Annotated in this window: 13 protein-coding genes; 8 read left to right on the top strand and 5 right to left on the bottom strand. The window is 31.9% G+C overall.

All coding sequences use genetic code 11. The annotated features are described in order from the left end of the window. Nucleotides 1-103 precede the first annotated feature (103 nt). Both EC396_RS03150 and EC396_RS03145 read right to left on the bottom strand, forming a co-directional pair. On the bottom strand, nt 104-1,486 hold the full coding sequence (locus EC396_RS03150; protein WP_129365250.1) for a hypothetical protein: 1,383 nt from the start codon (nt 1,484-1,486) through the stop codon (nt 104-106). Further along, entirely contained in the window at nt 1,479-2,534 is a 1,056-nt protein-coding gene (locus EC396_RS03145) for a family 43 glycosylhydrolase (RefSeq protein WP_129365249.1), read from the bottom strand. The genes EC396_RS03150 and EC396_RS03145 overlap by 8 nt, the downstream gene beginning before the upstream one ends. Nucleotides 2,535-2,736: 202 nt before the next feature. Between EC396_RS03145 and EC396_RS03140 the strand changes: the two genes are divergently transcribed. The 8 genes from EC396_RS03140 (at nt 2,737) to EC396_RS03105 (ending at nt 16,175) form a co-directional block, all read left to right on the top strand. Further along, entirely contained in the window at nt 2,737-4,245 is a 1,509-nt protein-coding gene (locus EC396_RS03140; protein WP_129365248.1) for a sulfatase, read from the top strand. 3 nt (nt 4,246-4,248) lie between these two features. Further along, nucleotides 4,249-5,229 carry a hypothetical protein gene (locus EC396_RS03135; RefSeq protein ID WP_129365247.1) on the top strand — a complete coding sequence of 327 codons (981 nt, stop codon included), beginning with the start codon at nt 4,249-4,251 and terminating at the stop codon, nt 5,227-5,229. Then, the gene (locus EC396_RS03130; RefSeq protein ID WP_129365246.1) at nt 5,226-6,722 is read left to right on the top strand and encodes a family 43 glycosylhydrolase; all 1,497 of its coding nucleotides are present in this window, start codon (nt 5,226-5,228) and stop codon (nt 6,720-6,722) included. Before EC396_RS03135 ends, EC396_RS03130 begins: the two co-directional genes overlap by 4 nt. Nucleotides 6,723-6,743: 21 nt before the next feature. Beyond that, nucleotides 6,744-8,195, top strand: a complete 1,452-nt coding sequence (locus tag EC396_RS03125) for a family 43 glycosylhydrolase (protein WP_129365245.1) — start codon at nt 6,744-6,746, stop codon at nt 8,193-8,195. Nucleotides 8,196-8,427: 232 nt separating this feature from the next. Beyond that, nucleotides 8,428-11,853 (top strand): carbohydrate-binding protein, encoded by a 3,426-nt coding sequence (locus tag EC396_RS03120; RefSeq protein WP_129365244.1) that lies wholly within the window; start codon nt 8,428-8,430, stop codon nt 11,851-11,853. A 12-nt stretch (nt 11,854-11,865) separates the two neighbouring features. Further along, on the top strand, nt 11,866-12,570 hold the full coding sequence (locus EC396_RS03115) for a hypothetical protein (protein ID WP_129365243.1): 705 nt from the start codon (nt 11,866-11,868) through the stop codon (nt 12,568-12,570). 286 nt (nt 12,571-12,856) lie between these two features. After that, nucleotides 12,857-13,834, top strand: coding sequence for a T9SS type A sorting domain-containing protein (locus EC396_RS03110; protein WP_129365242.1), 978 nt, complete (start codon nt 12,857-12,859; stop codon nt 13,832-13,834). A 250-nt stretch (nt 13,835-14,084) separates the two neighbouring features. After that, nucleotides 14,085-16,175: a T9SS type A sorting domain-containing protein gene (locus tag EC396_RS03105; RefSeq protein ID WP_164975190.1), complete on the top strand. Its 2,091-nt coding sequence runs from the start codon at nt 14,085-14,087 to the stop codon at nt 16,173-16,175. Between the two features lie 127 nt (nt 16,176-16,302). Here the strand turns inward: EC396_RS03105 and EC396_RS03100 are convergent, their stop codons facing one another. The 3 genes from EC396_RS03100 to EC396_RS03090 form a co-directional block, all read right to left on the bottom strand. Then, nucleotides 16,303-17,109, bottom strand: a complete 807-nt coding sequence (locus tag EC396_RS03100) for a DUF1080 domain-containing protein (RefSeq protein ID WP_129365240.1) — start codon at nt 17,107-17,109, stop codon at nt 16,303-16,305. Between the two features lie 11 nt (nt 17,110-17,120). Next, nucleotides 17,121-18,749 carry a glycoside hydrolase family 43 protein gene (locus tag EC396_RS03095; RefSeq protein ID WP_129365239.1) on the bottom strand — a complete coding sequence of 543 codons (1,629 nt, stop codon included), beginning with the start codon at nt 18,747-18,749 and terminating at the stop codon, nt 17,121-17,123. A 91-nt stretch (nt 18,750-18,840) separates the two neighbouring features. Continuing rightward, nucleotides 18,841-20,670, bottom strand: coding sequence for a T9SS type B sorting domain-containing protein (locus tag EC396_RS03090; RefSeq protein WP_129365238.1), 1,830 nt, complete (start codon nt 20,668-20,670; stop codon nt 18,841-18,843). Between the last annotated feature and the right edge of the window lie 313 nt (nt 20,671-20,983).

Genomic DNA, 20,983 nt, shown 5'->3' with positions numbered 1-20,983 from the left:
TCTTAATTTTGTTTCAAAAATAAAGATTGCTTGCGCAAAAAAACTTCTGATTTGTTCTTTATTGTTGCTCATTTATATAAAATCAACAGAAAAATGCTCAATTCTACTTTATTTTAATGTTTGACGTTGTTTTTTTGTCTACAATTAAAAAGTCATTTTCAATCAACATCTTTTTGCCATTTATTGTAATATTTTCAAAAGTTATATTATAAACAGGATGCTTTACATCGTGTCCCATTAGTAAGCTTGGTATCTTTTGCTCACCATAATATGTTATATTTTTAAATGTAAAATTGGAAAGAGAACCTAAATTTTGATCCCATTTACCCCACCTATTTGGACGCGTTACTAAATGAAACATGCGCCAATTAGCATTGTCTATTCTTACATCTTTTACTAAAAAATTACTAATATGTGCTTTACTTCCATGTATGGCTGCAAACACCGCTAAATTTTCGTTATCCCAATGATGTTCAACCCTAATAATATCAATATTTTGCACTTTAACATTACCAAAATTGGCACTTCCATTCCAGCTTATCATAAAAGCCGCTCCATTTTCTAATTGCCAAATAACACAATTTTTCACCTCCATATTGTTTCTGTATAACTTAACAGCATCATCATTTACTTTAAAAAAACAATTTTCAATTAAACTATTTTCACCTGATGAAATACCATCTGTACTAAACCACCAACCCATCATTTTTATATGATGAAAGTGATGTTTTATTCCACTAGAAGAAATCATATATCTTGGCGCATGGATAATTGTAACCCCTTCAATTTCAATATTTTCAGAATCATCAACACGAATCATGTGATTGTGAGTTCTTGCTTTATAAGCTTCGCCCGATAAAATTCCACGTCCTTTGATTTTGATGTTTTCAGCATTCTCAGCAAAAAATTGTCCTTTTAAATAGGCACCTCCTTCTAAATAGACTGTTTTATTTGAAGGAATCATATATTTATCTCCTATTTCGTGATATCCAGCTTCAAAATAAATAACGTTGGGATCATTTTTTTTGGGAACATCCTTTTCTAAAGGATTTGCAAAAATGAGCAAGGGGTGTTCTATAAAAATTCCTTTTTCAAATTCAACCGAATAATATCCATCTTTTGAAATTTCAAATTCAATTGAATTTTCTCCAATAATAGCAACGCTGATATTTGCCTTTCTCGGCAATACTTGTGCAAAATCAACATTTTTTTTCAAAACCGTAACTTTTACTTTTATGGTTCCTTCAAAAGAAAAATTAACCCAAGAAGTTGATTTAGAATTATTTGTAATATGCATTGCATTCATTGCATACACAAAAACATCTTTAATTTCATTATTCTGACTTATTTGAACTTTATAATATGGTGAAGAAAATATATAGGGATTATCATTACTTATATTTGAACTTGGTTGATAAGTGACTATTTGAGCATTTACAAAAAAACACCTTAGAATTATTACCAAAAAAATTAAAACTCTAATCATTTAAACTTATTTTTTGTTGTATATCTTTTGCTGTTGGAATCAACAATTTTTCATTTTCAATTGAAACAGGTTCAACACATAAATAAGGCTCTGAATATTTTTCAGAACTGTGATACGCAATAAAATACTGTCCAAACTCCCCTTTAAATAACTGATTACTAAAAACCACCTGTGTAGGCGGAGCATAACCGTGAGGTGTTGGATATTTATTTTTCACCACCTCATCAGCTTCCTCTTCTAAAAATGTATAGATCGGATTATTTGTATCCCAATGCCAAGTCTCAGTAGGGTGCTTGGCTGTCATATGATATATTTTCACTACATACCCACCATAAAATTGAGAAAACATCAAATGATAGGTATCGCCTATTTTTGTAATTTGAGGTGCATCTAAATATTTAAAGTTATCCTGAAGTGTTTCTGGCCCTAAAAACTCTATTGGTTTGCTTTTTAAATTTCCTTGTTCCAAATCAACTTCAGCTATATAAAATCGACTATCCATTTCGTACACAACAAAAACTTCATCTTCGTTTTCACCAACAACCAAACTCCCGTGATTACTTAAAACTATAGGCGCATTTTTATTTATTATATCATATTCTCCCTTTAACGAATCGCTAACTGCAATTCCAAAACCTAATTTTTGATATGGGTTTTCGGCGTTATTTCTGTTATTAAATGTAAAATAATACTTGTTTTTTATTTTCACTATTTCTGGGGCAAACCAACCATCTTTATACCAGGCATTTTCGGGAATTAGATTTGTATTTATTAGTTTAAAATCTGTACTCCAACTACTTAAATTATCTGATTTATATAAATTTGGCCCTAAATATCCTTTAAAAGGATCAGCATATTCTGTACCTACTAAATAAAAGGTTTCATCTTCATAAAAAATAAAGAAATCTTTCATCCCATATTTATTTATGCCATTAGAAATTGGATTTACCCATTTTAATTCTGAAACGGATTTTTGCTTGGTGTCACAGGCTAAAAAAATGCTCAAAACAAGCAAAGGCCTCAACAATGTTATCAGTCTTTTATTCATGCAAAAGATGTTTTTACAAAAAAAATAAACACTTACAAGAACCCATTGCTTTTTAATGCAAACTCTTAGCTAAAAAGTACATTTTGCTATTAATTACAACCAAACAGTACTAGAATTTTACAAAAAAACCAAAACTATACCCATTTAAGCAACTTCAAAAACAGTTGTAGAACTAATTTTGATGTACTAATTATTTTTTAAGATGAACAATTTATATAAAACCGCATTAATTATTTTAATAATTAACATTGTAGGCTGTAGCAACGCAAATAAAAACGTTAAAACAGTTGAAAACAAATCTAAACAACCAAACATTTTATGGATTGTTGTTGAAGATTTAAATCCTGTTTTTAGCTGTTATGGAGAAACTATCAACCCTACTCCAACTTTAGACAATTTGGCTAAAAGTGGTGTTTTGTTTAAAAATGCTTACACCCCAGCCCCTGTTTGCTCCGCTGCCCGTTCAGCATTTATTACCAGCACTATGCCTACTACTTTTGGCCTTCACAATCACCATTCATCAAGAACCGTTGAAGATGCCATTTTTTTACCTGAGGGTGTAAAAACCATTCCTGAAGTTTTTAAAGAAAATGGTTATCAAACTTTTAACCATGGTAAAGATGATTACAATTTTATTTACGACCGCAAAAAATTATATGAAGACGATATCCAAACTGATTTTTGGTATACTTTTTCAGGAACAGGTGATTGGTTAGGAAAATTATCACCAGACCAGCCATTTTTTGGACAAATTCAACTCGAAGGAGGTAAATTAGGATTGATACAGGTTTATGATAAAATTAAAGATAAAATCACACCAATAGATAGAAGTTTGGTTCAATTACCTCCATATTATCCAAATATTCCTTCAGTTCACGAAGATTTTGCTCGTCATTATGATGCTGCACGCGCAACAGATCTTGAAGTTGAAGAAATTATAAATCAACTTAAAGAAAAAGGATTGCTAAACAATACCTATGTGTTCTTTTTTGCTGATCACGGTTACAAAGGCATTCGTCACAAACAATTTTTATATGATGGCGGTATTCAAATTCCTTTAATTGTTGCCTATTTTGGTGAAGATTCTCAAATTAAACAACAAACAGTTCGTGAAGATTTGGTAAGTGGTATTGATATTGGCACCTCGTCATTGGCCTTGGCTGGTATAAATATTCCTAAATATATGGAAGGTCAAAATATGTTTGACAGCAATTTTAAAAGGGATTTTATTATTGCTACCCGCGACCGTTGTGATTTTTCTATAGACCGAATTAGAGCTGTAAGAACTGATAAATACAAATACATTAAAAATTATATGCCAAACCGCTCTTACACGCAGCCTGCTTATAGAGACAGGAGAGCTGAATTTGTAGATATTAAAAAAATGTTTGATGAAGGGAAATTAAATGACGTTCAGGCAAAATACTGGTTACCAACAAAACCCGAAGAAGAATTGTACGATTTAGAAAACGATCCGTTTGAAATCAACAACTTAGCGTACGATGCTAATTATAGCTCTGAAATAAATAAACTACGAACCATATTAAACAATTGGGCAGAAACCTATGGTGATAAAGGAAGTGAACCACAAAACATATATTCATTAAAGTTTATGTATGAACGTTGGGGAGAACGTTGTGTAAATGAAGAATTTGATACGGTTAAAAATATGGAAATTCACAATGCTCCAAAGGTTGCTATTAAAAAGTAAAAAATGAAAAAATATTTAACCTTCATATTCATCGTATTTCTTACATGTAACATCGGTTTTTCACAAGTTGTAATTAAAAAAGTAAATGCCTTTGGCTACAACAATTGTATTGAATTAAGCAACCCAATTGTAAAAGTTATTTTAGACCCAAATGTTGGAGGTAGAATTTTAAGTTATGAATTAAATGGCAAAAATATTTTGTTTGAAAACCCTTTATTAAATGGTATAACTTGGGAACCTGGAATGGATAAGTTTGAAGTAAGTGGTGGCCGATTTGACATTGGCCCTGCTCAAACAACACCCAACAGAAACAGTTTTCACAATAAATGGAATGGTGAAATCACGGGTAAAAATTCAGCTAGATTAACAAGTCAGATAGATACTTTATTGGAAGTGCAATTAATTAGAGATTTTATTTTAGCTGAAGATTCTTCACATTTAAAATGTATTCAACATATAAAAAACACAAGTAAAACAATTCAGACATACGCCCACTGGAGCAGAACTTTTGCCAAAGGTGGTGGTATTTGTTTGGTACCATTAAACCCTAATAGCAGATTGCCAAAAGGTTATGCAATGTATCAACACCAAACAACATTTATAGATTTCAACCCAAAAGAAGAAGAAAATTTAAGAGTTCGTGATGGTATTTTAGAAATGTTGGGAACTCCTAGTCAGCCAAAATTTGTAATGGATAGCAACCAAGGTTGGTTGGCGTATAATTCAACCGATGACTTGCTTTTTATTAAAAAATTTGAGGCTGATAAAAATGTGAATTATGGAGATGTTTTAAGCAATCAGGTATCTATTTGGTATTATAAAAATGAAAAATGTGAGATTGAACCAATAGGCCCAATAGAAACTATTTTGCCAGGAGAAATTGTAAGTTTTACTGAAGATTGGTGGCTTTTGAAAAATGCATATCCAAAAGATAAAAAATTAGACTTAAACAACATAAAAACAATTGTTAAAAACTTAAAATGAATAAATTAACTTTAATATTTTTCCTCTCCATTTTTTGTGTAAGTGTATCCTTTTCTCAAAAGAAAAATACAAACACAAAACCTTATCCTTACGGAAACCCTGTGATTACGCATATGTACACTGCTGATGCGGCTCCAAAAGTAATGCCCGACGGGCGATTATGGATGGTGACTTCAGTTGACCATGAAAATGGTGGTGGTTATGCAACCATGCATGCTATACATGCATTTTCAACCGACGATATGGTTACTTGGATAGATCACGGTGAAATTTTAGGAATTGATGATTTTGATGTACCTAAAAATGAAGATTGGGCTATATGGGCTCCAGACATTGTTTATAGAAATGGTGTTTATTACTTATATTTTCCAATGCGCAATGTTTTGTCTGACGGCTCCATAGACCGCTATGTTGCAGTAGCAGAAAGTGATAGTATGTACAAACGATTTAAAATTACCAATCCTCGTATGACTGGTGTTGAAAAAGCTGGTCTAGATCCTGCCGTTTTTATTGATGATGATGGTATCGCCTATTTATATTGGAACCAACAATTAATGGGTGTTCTAGAAGCTAATATGCGCGAAATAAAAGGCAACATGTTTAAACTTGATATTGGTGCTAATAATTTTATGGAAGCCGCTTGGATGCATAAACGCAAAGGTGTGTATTACTTTAATTACCACACAAAATATAACAATGTGGTCTCTCCAGAAAACCCTAACGATCCTAATCGTTTAAAATCAAATCTTGATTACAGCATTGGTACTTCACCAAAAGGTCCGTTAACCTATCAAGGAACTATGAATTTTGAATTGGGTTCTAATGTTGTAAATGGTCCAAAATTAAAAGATCATAATTATGTTCCTTGGAGATTGACACAATCTAACCACGGAGGCGTTGTTGAGTATCACGGACAAGAATACCTTTTTTACCATACTTCAGCACTATCATCATGGAGACAAGATGAATTTAATGGTGAAGGAACTTGGACACAAAGATCGGTTTGTATTGATGCATTAAATTACAATGAAGATGGAACTATTATACCTGTTCAACAAACTATTGAAGGGGTTAAAAAAATTACTATCAATCAGCCTTTCAGCATTCAACTTAAACCAAAAAAAGCTTTTCATGTTGAAGGCTTAAAAACTTCAAAAGAAAAAATTATTTCAATTAAAAACACCAGTTCCATTTCATTTAAAAATATCGACTTAGGATCAGGTTATTATTATTTTGGTGTAAAATTATTAAAAACTCCTTCAAAAGGAAAAATAGAAATTAGAAAAGATAGTGTAAATGGCTATTTAATGGGCACCATACTTTTAGACAATAATAACAGCACATTAAACAAAGGATATGCTGATACTTTTTTAAGAGAAGCAAATGGCATACATCATATTGTATTAGTCTTTATAAATGAAAACTCTGAACAAACAATCATTTCCGAACCTCATTTTTTAGCCGGTTCACCTAAAAAAATCGAACACCAATAATAACTTTAAAAAAACAACAAAATGCGTTATTCAAAAATAATATCCACTATTTTTTGTATCTTGATTTCAATTGCTGCTTTTTCTCAAATCAAGCCAAATATCAATACAAAGCCTTATCCATATGGAAATCCAGTAATAAAACATATGTACACCGCTGATGCCTCACCACACGTAATGCCCGATGGTCGTGTTTGGATGGTAACATCGGTTGACCACGAAGACGGAGGCGGCTATAGTACTATGCATAAATACCATACATTTTCTTCAAAAGATATGGTTAACTGGACCGATCACGGAGAAGTTTTAAACATTTATGATGTCATAGGCTCTAATGTTGAACCAGAAGGTGAAGATTGGGCGCTATGGGCTCCAGATATGGTTTATTATGAAGGCAAATACTATTTGTATTTTCCTGTAAGAATATTGTACAAAGAAGGTGGTTACGACGAAAAAACCAGAAAAACAATCGCTTACACCGGAGTTGCTGTTAGCGACGCTCCAGACAAAAAATTCACAGTAATTAACCCTAAAATTAAAGGCACTCAAGGTATAGATCCTGCTGTTTTTATAGATGATGATGGAGAAAAATATTTATACTACGGAACTCATTACGGCGCAAAATTAAAAGATAATATGATGGAATTGGATGGTGAGCCAATTAAAATGGAAGTAGATGATGAGCGTTTTATGGAAGCTATTTGGATGGATAAAAAAGACAATAAATACTACCTTTCTTATCACTCTCATTACGACAAACCAATAGATCCTGAAAACCCTGATGATTTACACCGTAAAAAATCGAGATTGGATTATGGTGTAAGCGATCATCCGCTTGGTCCTTTTGAATATAAAGGAATTTTAAATTACGAACTGGGTGTAAATGTAAATGAAGGACCTAAATTACCTGGTAAAAATTATGTTCCTTGGCGCTTGTACCAATCAAACCATGGTGGAATAGTTGAATACCACGGAAACGATTATTTATTTTACCATACTTCTGCCCTCTCATCTTGGCGACAAGACGAATTTAAAGGCCCAGGAACTTGGACACAACGCTCTGTTTGTGTAGATCAAATTTCCTATGATGAATCGGGTATTATTAGACCTGTACAACAAACTTTAACCGGTGTAGAACCCGTAATAGTAGACCAACCTTTTGAAATTAACTTAGCTCTTAAAGATACAGAAGTAACAAATTCAACCTTAAAATTTGAAAATATCAATTTAGGAACCGGATATTATTATGCTGCCATTGAAATGAAAGGGATTAAAGAACCTTTAAAATGCGAAATTAGATTAGACAAACCAAACGGAGCATTAGTTGGAACTTTTGTTATTAAAAAAGATGGACTTACTGAAACATTATTAAGAAATGCAAAAGGAACTCACTCGATTTATTTAAAATTTAGTGATGAATTACCTACAAAATCAAGCATAAAATCAGTTAAAATATTTGCTGGTTCACCAAAATAAGTTTTTTGTTGTTTTGAATGTAAAAGTCAAGTTTATCATTTTAAACTTGGCTTTTTTTTTAGATAAACCAACTACCAATCAACATATTAAACAAGAACTAAACCCTTTGAATAAAATATCTATTACAAGTTAAATTATTTAGTTAGAACAAATGAGCAACACAAAAGCACATTATAGCTATTTGTAGTTGAAAAGGTGAAGTATACTTGCAATAGTTTAAATATTTGATAACATGAAACATAAATTATTCTTTTTACTTTTTATAGCCACAACAACAATTTTTGGTCAACTTACACATTACGATTGGCCAAATGCCGACGGTCAGGCTTTAATTTCAGACAAGTACGATGTATTTGTAAAAAATGGAAATGATGAAGAAATTAAACTGGAAGTCTTAATGTCTAATGCTATTTACGAAAATGATCACCAAGCAAATCAGTTAATGGGCAGAACATTTTCTTTCGCATCCGTTTCATTTGATAAATTAAGCGGTTCTAATTTAACTTTTAGAGTTGTAAAAAAGTTTGGAAATCCAACTACAGATATTGAGATTTCGCCTAAAAGCTATGGTATTACACCAACCATTTCTAGCAATGAAGTTAGTTTTAGCATAAACGATAGTGGTAAATATATTTCAGTAAATTTTGTGGATGCTGAAAATAAAACATCTCCTTCAAACTGGATAAAACACATGCTTACTATTTTTGTGGATCCACCTGAAGAAAACGCACCAAACAAAACAGATCCAGGTGTTGTAGTATATTCAAATTCAACAACTCCAACAGAACTTGACAACGCCAGTATTATCTATTTTGAGCCAGGTTATCATAATTTAAAAAATTATCAATACGCAGGAATCATAGATGATAGTGGATTAATTTCATTAAAAAACGGTCAAAAAATGTATTTAGCTGGTGGTGCTTTTGTTGAAGGGCGCGTTGGCCGTCAGGATTACAACAATACCTATCAAAAAATTTACGGTCGCGGCATTTTATCTGGCAGACAATATGAATGGCAAGATGCTAATGGAAACAAGCCTTATGGAAACATTGTTGAACTTGGCAAATATGCTGAAGTTAATGGAATTATGATTATGGAATCTCCTCAACATGGCATTGTAGCGCCTAACAATGCGACCATTACAAACTTAAAATTTTTAGGATGGCACGCAAATAATGATGCCATTAGAGTTGGAGCAGAAAGTGAAATAAAAAATAGTTTTATTAGAGCTGTTGATGATTTCTTTTACAATTTTAATGTTTATGTTCATGATTGTATACTATGGGCTGGTCACAATGGTGCTATTTTAACTTATGGTTGGGGTAGCTATAATGCAGGAGCTTCAACTCTTGACAATATTGACATTATCAATCCGGAATGGACAGGTTTAGGAAACAACAACGGTTTGGTTGCATCTCAAAACGCACTTGATTTTAAACCTTATAGTTACAATGCAGGATACACAACAACAACTATAAAAAACATTAGAATTGAAGGTCGTATACCTGGTATTGTAAATTTAAAACCACGTTCATCAAGTAACGGGGTAATTGATGATTTGCCAGTAACTGAAGAAAGTTTGGGTTACTTGGGTGATTTAGTTCTAGAAAATATAACTATTAATAAGCAGTTTGACAAAAACAGAATTAAAGGAAAAGAAAATGCAACCATTACAGGAAACAAAACTTTCTTTACTAAAAATGTTACATTTAAAAATATTACCATTGACGGTACAAAACTAAACGACAAAAACAGCTCTATTTATTTTGATATAGAGACAAGTACTACAGAAAACATTGTTTTTGACAAAGGTAGCGATGCAGATAACTCGGAAATAGAAATTGAAACATTTTCTAATAATGTTCAAATAACGCACCTAACACAAAACGCGCTTACATCGGTAAATAAAGGAATCGTTCAAAATGATATAAAAGATATAAAACCAGGTGGTGGACAATGGTTTGCTGCAGGTTATTCGACTGAGGGAGAATTTGCCATTCAATCAACAGGAGGCAATCAAGATGAACATGTAGTCAGAACATCAGATGTACAGTATGCCAGAGGGTTTGCTTATGTTTATAACAATAAAAACCAAGATGCCTTTGGGGTACTAAATATGTCGTTTGATTATTTTTGGAAGTCTCCGCTAACAGGTGACCGAATTTCCTATAGAGTTTGGGGTATTAAAGATCCTGAGCAAAATGGCATTGATGGTTATGTTAGACTAACAGGAGGTTCTGGTGCTTTTGGTGATAACGATGCCACAAACTATTTAGAAGGCATTGATGGTACCCAATTAGCAGGGTCAACAGAATTAGGTGTTGCCGAAGAATGGACAAAAATAGAATACACTATAAGCGCAAGTAATTTTGATTATATTGTAATCGTATTTTCTGGTGCATTTGGTACTATTCAAGCATCACCAACTACTATTTTTGGTATAGACAATGTGAGTATTCCGAAAACAAACCCAAGTATATATGATGATAAAATACAAATTCCATCTTTAGTTCAGGCGGAAGATTTTACAGGAAACAACGAAACAACAAGTGAGATAACTGCTGATGTGGATGGAGATAAAAATATAAACTTTACTGCAGCAAGTAATTGGGTTGACTACGAAGTTTATGTTTCAAATACTGACACCTACAAAACTGAATTTAGAATTGCTGCAGCTTCTAATTGGTCTATTGATATCATGAGCAATTCAAAAGTACTTAAAACAATTACTGGTGAAAGTACAGGAGGATTACAAAATTGGGAAACTGTAAGAGCCGATATTGAGATCTCAAAAGGGCTTCAAACCTTAAGAATAGCCAATTCTGCTACACCTTTAAATCTTAACTGGGTAAAATTTTCTACCATTGATGATGACAAAGATGGTATAGAAAATGATTTAGATCAATGTCCAGACACACCTATTGGAACAGCTGTTGACGAAAAAGGTTGTCCAATTTTTAAAATAGATAGTTCTAACTTTACAATTACAGCTACAAGTGAGACCTGTCCTTCAAAATCTAATGGTAAAATTTCCATTTCTGCCAAAGAATCATATGATTATGTTGCAATTGTAAATAATGTAAATTACAATTTCACAGATAATAACTTAACAATTTCAGACTTAGCTCCCGGAGATTATGATATATGTATAGGTATTACTGGTAAGACTTATAAACAATGCTACATAATAACTGTAAATGCTGGAAATACAATTGCTGCTAAAACAAGTGTTAAAGGAAATAAAGTTTATGTTGATATGGAACAAGGAACGGCTCCTTTTGAAGTACTTATTAACGATGAGTTAAAATTAACAACTCAAAATACTACTTTCGAATTAGACGTCAAAAATGGAGATAAAATAAACATTAAAACGGCCGTAACCTGCGAGGGAGTTTTCAATAAATCTGTTGAACTAACCAATGGTATTTATGTATATCCAAACCCAAGCAATGGCATTTTCAATGTATTTGTTGAAGGTTTAAACATCAACCAAAAAGTGACCTTACAATTAATAAACACTACAGGGAAAAATGTTTATTCGCAACAAGTTGAATCGTTACAAAAACCAATAAATGTAACTGGAATTAATTCAGGAGTTTACTTTTTAAAAGTAATTACTGTTGATGAAATTTTAATTAAAAAAATAATTATTAAATAACATACTTCAATTATGAAAAAATATATAGCTGGGTTTTTAATGAGTTTTATGCTATGCTCTTGTGGCGGAGGCGGTAGTGATGATACGCCACCACAACCAGATGAAAAATTAAATACAGAACCATCAACCCCATTATTATTAGAGCCAACAAATAATAAATTATGCATAGACAATACGGTTGCTTTTAAATGGGATGTTGCAACAGATCCTGAAAAGGATAAAATAACCTATCAAATTCAGATTTCAAAAGACAATCAATTTACCAAAATAGAAGAAACATCTTCAACTGAATCTACTACCAAATCTATAGCATTAGAAAAAGGCGTAGCTTATTATTGGAGGGTTAAAGCTGTTGACAGTAAAAATTTATCAGGCAATTATTCTTCAACTTATAGTTTTTATACTGAAGGAACAGGGACTGTCAACCATATCCCTTTTTCACCTGAGTTGATTGCGCCAATTACATCAAGCGTTATCAAAACGGCAACAACTACATTAGAATGGAATGCCAGTGATGTAGATGTAAATGATGTTTTAACTTATGATGTATATCTTGGAACAGAAAATCCACCAACCACTAAAGTTTTAGAAAATCAAAGTGCTAAAACTTATAACGCAACCTTAGAAGCCTCAAAAAACTATTACTGGAAAGTTGTTGTAAAAGACGGAAAAGGCGGTGTCACTGTTGGTCAGGTTTGGAATTTCAAAACTGATTAAATAAAAAAACTTCGTACTATACTTTTTACATTTCAAAATAATAATTTAACAAAATGCACCTTAAGTAGGTGCATTTTTCATGTAAAAGCTAAATGTTTTGAAAGAAAACACAAATAATTCCAAACCTAATTTGTTTTTTAAAACCTCTTATATACAATTAACAAACTGTTGATTCTTATCAGCTTGTATAAAATCAAATGAGCAATAAAAATGGTCATTTTAACCAACCAAACTATACTTACATCTATAATTTTAAACCATTAATAATTTATAAAACTTTTAAAACATGAAAAAAATTACATTTATGATTGCAACTTTATTTTCATTAGTTGCTTATTCTCAATCAACTTTTACTGAAGATTTTTCTTCAGAAATTTTAGTTACTGTACCACAAGACGCATCAAATCCGGGGTTAGATAATAGTTATATAAGCGCTATTGCTGCTGGTGATGGAAAGTGGTTTAGCATTGCAGGTTTTGGCACTAAAGACTTTGATATTCAAACTACAGGCGGAAATTCTGGCGCATATGTTAGTAGAGTTAGTGAAACCCAATTCGCCAGAGCTTTTGCTTATGTTTACAATAACAGCGATAATTCTGTATCAGGAGCTTACGATTTAAATTTTGATTACTTTTTCAATACATCGTTTGACAATGCTTCTACAACAAATGATAGATTTGGGTACAAAATCTATGGTATGACTGATGCTACAGTAGCAGGTAGTTTTGTTATGACAAGTGGTAGTGGTGATTTTGGTGACAACAATGCGGCTAATTACAATGATATCGATTTTGTACAATTAAAAGCATATACACATTTACCTCATTCAGATAGCTGGGCTAATTCTGGAAGTATCAATGTTGACTTTGGTGCTTCTGGTACTTACAAATACATTGTAATTGTTTGGGCGCAAGTTTTTGGAACTGCTCAAACAGGTAATCCTGTAGCAAGCTATTTTGGTGTTGATAACGTTAAATTACCTACACAATCTAACCCTCAACCAACATCTACATTGTCAACAAAAGACATAGACGAATCTTTATTTTCAATAGCTCCTAATCCTGCAACATCTTATGTTACAATAAACAACTTAGTTGGTAATTTCTCTTATAAAATTTATAATGTAACTGGTAAACTTGTTAAATCTGTAAATACTCAAGTTGAAAAAACAATCAATATTAGCGATTTAATTTCTGGAGTTTACATCTTGGAAATCACAAATGAAGACAATGTTAGAGGTGTACAAAAACTAATTAAATTATAAAATTCTCAAATACATTAGAAATAGTTTACACTTAAAAACCAATATCATGAGAATGGTATTGGTTTTTTCTATTATTAATTGGTTTAAATAACTAATCAAATAGTTAAAAATTTCAAATTTTATAAGCATTAAGTTCTTTTAAATACTAAAAGCCCCTTTTAAACAATTCAAACAACTGCTTAACTTTTATTAAAAAATTCAAAAAAAAATGAAGTTCCATACCTACCTAGTGTTATTTGCAATTTGCTCAATGTTAAATTTACAAGCACAAGTTATTAATTACAATTGGCCAACTACGGCTCCAAAATCGTCACTTTATGAAATAAAGGTCACACAAGATGGGCAAACGTATAATATTTACCCTCACCTATCAACTCCTTATAAAGAATCTAATTTTTACTGGCCAGATAGAGATTTAAGCGATGGAAACAACAATGGTTTAATTGGTTATATCACAGATCGAACTATGACTTTTGGCACATTTGCTTTTGAAGGAGAAATAACCATTGAAGTGACAAAACTTTATGGACAACCAGCTTCTAGAGTTGAAATTGCACCTAAATCATTTGGTGTAAATCCAACAAGCTTTGATGGAAATACAGTACGCTTTAATATTAACCATGATATGAGTGCGATTGCAAAATATATAGCTGTTGATTTTATTTCTGATGACAATCTAGATTCCGATTCAAACAATGGGTTTCACGTAAAAAACAGTGTCATGATTTTTGCAGATAAACCAGAAACTGGTGCTCCAAACCCTAACGACAGTAATGTAAAAGTTTTTGGTGAAGATACTGGTTATGAAACTGCAGATATTATTTACTTTAGAAAAGGCGATTATAACATTCATGATTACTACAATGCCGTTTATGGTGAAGACGGTCAAATGCCTTTTACAAAAAACAACCAAACTATTTATTTAGAGCCCGGTACCTTTATAAGAGGGGCATTTCATGGCAAAGGATATGATGACATAACTTTAAAAGGTAGAGCTATAGTTACTGGTCAAAATTACCCATACCATTGGTTTAGAGACCAAAATGATAAAAAATCAGCCTTTATTAATTTTATAGGTTGTGATAATGTACATGTTGAAGGTATTATTATAGAAAACCCTTCGCACCATACCATTCCCTCCTCAAAAAATACGGTACATAAAAATATCAAAATTATTGGGTGGTCTTATAATCAAGACGGAATTAGGCCAAGCAGCGGAGGTTTATCTGATCAGATATTTATTAAAAGTCAAGATGATTATGATTATGCTCGAGATCCACATGTGGTTCAAAACTCGGTTTTTTGGCCAACCCATAATGGCGCTTGCGGTATGATTGGATGGAACAATTTAGGTACTGGATATGCTGAATATAAAAACATGGCATATATAAATAGTGAAACCAAGTCGTTTAATAAAAACAATACCGGGATTATAGGCTCACAAGCCGATGACGGTATAAAACTTACCAATAATTATCTTGAAGATTTGGTAATTGAAGATGACCATGCGTATTTAGTTAATGTAACACTTAGTCAAAATGGCGCATTAGATGCTGGTTACTTAAACAATTTTACTTTTAAAAATATTACCACCGAATATCCGTTCAGACTTTCAAATAAACAAAAAGCTATTCAACGAATGAATGGATTGCCAAATAACTGGCTTGACGGATGGAATTTTATAAACGTTATTATTGATGGTGTTTTATTAACTTTTGACAATCACCAAGATTATTTTAATATGAATTTACAAGGAGTTAATGGTGGTAATTTTGACAATGATAATTATGTAAGTAATGTTACTTTTGGTACAGAGGGCAACATCTATGAAATTGCTACTACAGTTGGTGCAGGCGGGTCTGTTCACCCATCTGGAGTCAATGGTAAAATTGCTTGTATTGGCGGAAAAGATCAAGCAATATCTATAGTTCCAAACAATGGTTATAGAATAAAAAGCATTACTATTGATGGTGTTGAAAAATATGTTTACGGAAGTGCTACAAAAACAGCAAGAATGCAATCTGTAAGGTTTAGTCAAGTATCTGATAATCATTCTATAGCTGTTACTTTTGAAGCAGGAGACGATTATTTTAATCAAACTACTCTGGGAGTAGATGATACTAATTTAAATAAATCAACAATAAAATTGTATCCAAACCCGGTAAAAAATCTGCTTCATATTACAAATGTTTCTACGGATGTAAAACTTGAAATATTCGATACTTTAGGAAGAAAAGTTTTATCAGGTTTAGGTAATCAAATAAATGTTTCGAACCTAAAGAAGGGACTCTATTTTATGAAAGTTGATACTTCCCCTATTGGCAAGTTTGTAAAAAATTAAACCATTAGTGTACGAATTACCTCATCTTTAACTTGATAAATTATCAAACAAAAAATGGAAACATTGAAATTTCAAGGTTTCCATTTTTTAAATCAAAAATTCATAAAATGAACTTCAAATATTGTTTTTAAAACTCTTCAATAAAAATATTTCGATAATAAAGCTCTGCTCCTTCAGCCTGAATTAATATTTTACCCGAAGTTAACGGCTCGTAAATCCCTAATTCTTCATTATACTTTTGCATGTCAATAACTTCATTAACTACATGACCATTTAATGTGTATTTAGCACAATCGCCTTTCACTTCAATTTCCAAGGTATTCCATCCCGGAATTTCCCAATCGTACGATCTATGAAAACGTTGAAATTTTTCTTTTGGAGTTCCGCGCGTTACCAATTCTCCATTTGGATCGTAATTTCTAATGACTCTACTTACTTTTGAAGTAACTTTGGCTCCAATAGCCCAAATATCACCTGTATCACCTTCTTGAATTTGACATTCAACACCAGTTGGCCAAATAACATCGGGTCCAAATTGATGAAAAATGACACCCGCATCTCTCACAAAATTATCACGAGGTGCAAACTTTTTAACGCCCCACTTGTACTGTAAAGTAAGCTTGTAATTGCTATATACTTTATTGGTCATTAACCCTGCATAGGTTTGAATTGAATTATGTTCTTGTGTTGGATACACGTGAATTGTACCATCTTCAATTGCAAATAAATCTTCTTTTTCACCAGAAAACGATGAATCTTTTACAACCAAATACCAAGTGTCTAAATTTTCTCCATTGAATAGTGGAATTCCTTTAAAATCTATTATATCTTCAGTTAAATCATTACTAACATTAATTGCCGTTTCAACCTTATCTTTACATGAACTTGTAACTATTATTAAAAATACAAATATGATTTTCTTTAAACTTCTCATAATTTAGTAAATTAAAAAGGCTTGTATTCAAAGCAATCAAAACTAGCTTTATTTGTTGATTTTTTACTGTTACTTGATGCATACATTCCTATATAAGCACCAATAAAACCACCTGCAACACTTGATGATATTACTGAAGCATCTTGGTCTGCACCTACTTGAACCAAACTATTTTCAGTTTCACCAGCATAAAAACGAAGGGTCATTAAATCGTTTTCAACTTTTAAAACCACCGTCTCTTTTTTATAAGGAATAACGGCTATTTTTTGAATCGTTTGTATTTTTCTATCAGCATTATACACTTTAATTAACTCAATGGTTTTATTTGTTTTTAGCAATTGATATTGAAAATTTTCATTTTGAAGGGTTACCAATCCTGCCACTTCATTTTCTTTAGAAGTTTTAAAATTCATTTTTGTAATGGCACTACTTTTAAGATATTCTAATCTGCGACCAATAAAAGAAGGATTGTTTTTATCTGTTATTTTTTCAGGTCGAAGTTTTATTTCAAGATTTCCTTTTTTTAAGTTGTACCATTTGTCAAGAGGCGTTCTAATAAAATTCCATTCAAAGCCTAATTTTTCATCTTCAAAGTCATCTATTGTCTTTTTATTAAAAGGATGCCAAGTTAAATCTGGACGCTTATCTTCTAATAGTACTTGACCAATTCCTTCATTAAAAATTGGTATGACACCTTCAAATTTAACCGGTGTTAAAAAAGTTTCTCGACCTAAATAATACTTACCTTCAATTGGTCTGCAAGCCAACATTACCGACCACCAATCTCCATTTTGCGTTTGAACCAAATCGGCGTGTCCAACTGTGGTAATTGGAAAATTATTACCTAAATGCCTATGTGTTAAAACCGGATTTACTTGTGTTGGTTTATAAGGTCCAGTTACCTTATCGGCTTCAAAAGTTGTAATGGCGTGGTTATTCCAAGTACCACCTTCAGAAATCATTAACAAATATTTATTTTTTATTTTATAAATATGAGGCCCTTCAGCAAATTTGGCATTGGTTGCATGACCTGTTGTTAATAAAATGGGTTCAGAAATTAATTTACCTGTTTTTAAATCAATTTCACTAATGTAAATTCTGTCTTGCGAATCCCATTCTTGAGGGCCGCCAATGTCATGTGTAGAACCTACATAATATGTTTTACCATCATCATCCCAAAAAATTGTAGGATCAATGCCATGAGAAGTATCTACCCAAATTGGATTGGACCACGGGCCTTTAGGATCTTTAGCTGTCACATAAAAATTGTCACCACAGCCACAATCATTAATACATTGTTTACAAGTTACAATAACATAATACAAACCGTCATGATACCTTATGGTTGGCGCCCAAATACCACCACCATTTCCCGGCGTTTTCATCAACAATTGCTCTGGTCTATCTAATACATTTCCTATTTGTTGCCAGTTTACCAAGTCTTTACTATGAAAAATAGGAATCCCAGGAAACATATTAAATGATGAATTCACCAAATAATAGTCGTCTCCAACTCTCGTAATTGAAGGATCTGGATGAAAACCAGGAATGATTGGGTTTTGAAAGGTTTCTGGTGCGTTTTGCGCATGTATTATAGAGACCATTACTATGGCAACTATAATTAAGTTTAATCTTTTCATTATATTATTAATTTTTATTTTGAGTTTGATAACTAAACCTATCTAAATCTGCATAATTGTTATTTTGTTCATCTTTTAAAATAAAAAAACACTACCGTTTGAGCGTAAAATGGCCAGTGAATTTTCTGTCATCAGCAATAACAACACACCAATAATCGTCTGATGGTAATTTATGACCTAAATAGGTACCGTCCCATAAAAACGGGGCGTTTTTGGAACTTTTTAATAGTTTTCCAAACCGATCGAAAATTAAAACTTGTGATGTTTTAAAAAGTTCAAGACCATTTAATTCAAAAAAATCATTGATACCATCTCCATTTGGTGTAAAAAATGACGGTATATAAAAATGTATAAATTGTGTTGTTACAGGCTCATTGCAATTTCTATCTTTAACATAAATTGTATACAAACCTCCTTCAATGTTTGTAAAAACATTGCTAGATTGAAAAATATTACCATCTATAGAATATAGAAAGTTTCCAGGTATGTTTGTTGTAACCACTATATTTTTCCTGTCTGAGATAACACTTTCAAAACTAAAATTAGAAGAAGTAACTGTTATTACTTTTTTTATTACACACCCATTAAAATTTATGTCGACCGAATATATTCCTGGTTCATTTACCGTAATCCCTTCAGTTGTTTCTCCGTTACTCCACAAATAGTTATTGGCGGTAACACCTGCATGAATTGTACTATTTGTGTTCTCACATAATACGATAGTTTCATCTTTAATTTCAGGTGGTTTTATATAATCTACTTTTACAGCTGTTCTTGATGAAGAACAATTATTACTATAATAAAGCCTTGCCTCTGCATAATAGGTTCCTGAAACTCCTTTTGGGTCAAACTCATTGCTGTTAGCGAGCAATAAATTACCACCTGTGGGGGCATCGTACCAGTCTACAGTTAAGCCATTATCAACAGTTACAGAAACAGTTTTTGAGTCTCCCTCACAAAACGTCAAATCTCCTTTTGGAATAGGAGGCGTTATTGAATCAATTACGCTTACAGCATAAATTTCAGATGGATATTGATATTCTAAATTATTATTACCACATAAAATATTGCCATGGTTCACTATGGCTCTAAAATAAGTTGTTTCGCTTATTGATGGTGTTGTAAAATCACTTCGTGTTTCGCCCACAATATTGCCCCAATTAATACCATCAGAACTTGATTGCCATTGATAATTATGTTGCTTAGCTCCACTATAGTTAGGGGAAGCATTTAGCGTAGTTGAAAAAGGAAAATCACTCTGACAAATTTTAACACTGTTTCTTCCGGTTCTATCACTTAATAACACTTTTTCACCACATGCTTTTAAAGTAATATCATCTATGGCTAGGTAATAAGTACACTCTGTTCCAGATTTAAGTTCAATATAAAATGTTACAGAATTTTGAGTTACTGTTGTAAACCTTATTGAACTCTTTCCCCACCCAGTAGAAAAAATACCATAATAAAAACCATTGCTAATAGAATTATCAATATTAAAATCTGTATTAAAAGTAATGCCCTGATCAATTTTACATACTGTTGGAGAAAAAATATTATAATAAAACTCTAAAGTATAAGTTGTATTAGGACAAAGATTTTCTATTTTTAAACTATAAGGTATACCTGGGTTTTTACCAATTCTCATAATTAAAGCTCGACCATTATCATCGAGTGTATTATCCTCATTAAACCATTCACTTACACTAGACACATGGTAACTACCCGCAGTTGTAAGCTTACCTTGTTCATAGGTATAAGGGCTGGTTCCTTGTGACAATTCTACTGTTTCGCCAATGCCAAAGTTTTCTATAAAAATTGGATCGCTCTTATTGCCATATCCATCTCTACAAAAACCTGTTTGTGATTGGGATTTTAAAGAACATAAAAGTATTACAATATATAATGGTACTTTATTAAACATTTTTTATTTTTTAACTAACTTGACTTGACTTACACCCTTAAACAAACCTCAACATCACATGTTTATATCTTTAAATAACAATACAATATGTCTCCCTCTCTAGTAATTGAAGGGTCTGTATAAAACCCAGGATAATTGGGATTTTAAAATTTATTAGGTTTCTTGAGCTTGAATTTGAATACTCAAAAAACAAAACCATATATGTTACAATAATATTTTTCATATTCTGTTTAATTTTTTCTTATCTGATATTGTAATCAAATTGAAAATATCATTCATTTATCCTTTTCTTCAAGATCTGTTAACTAATTTT

The organism is Lutibacter sp. HS1-25 (assembly GCF_004121075.1).
GTDB lineage: Bacteria > Bacteroidota > Bacteroidia > Flavobacteriales > Flavobacteriaceae > Lutibacter.
The sequence above is the reverse complement of the archived record's forward strand: the minus strand, read 5'-3'. Positions and strand labels throughout refer to the sequence as shown.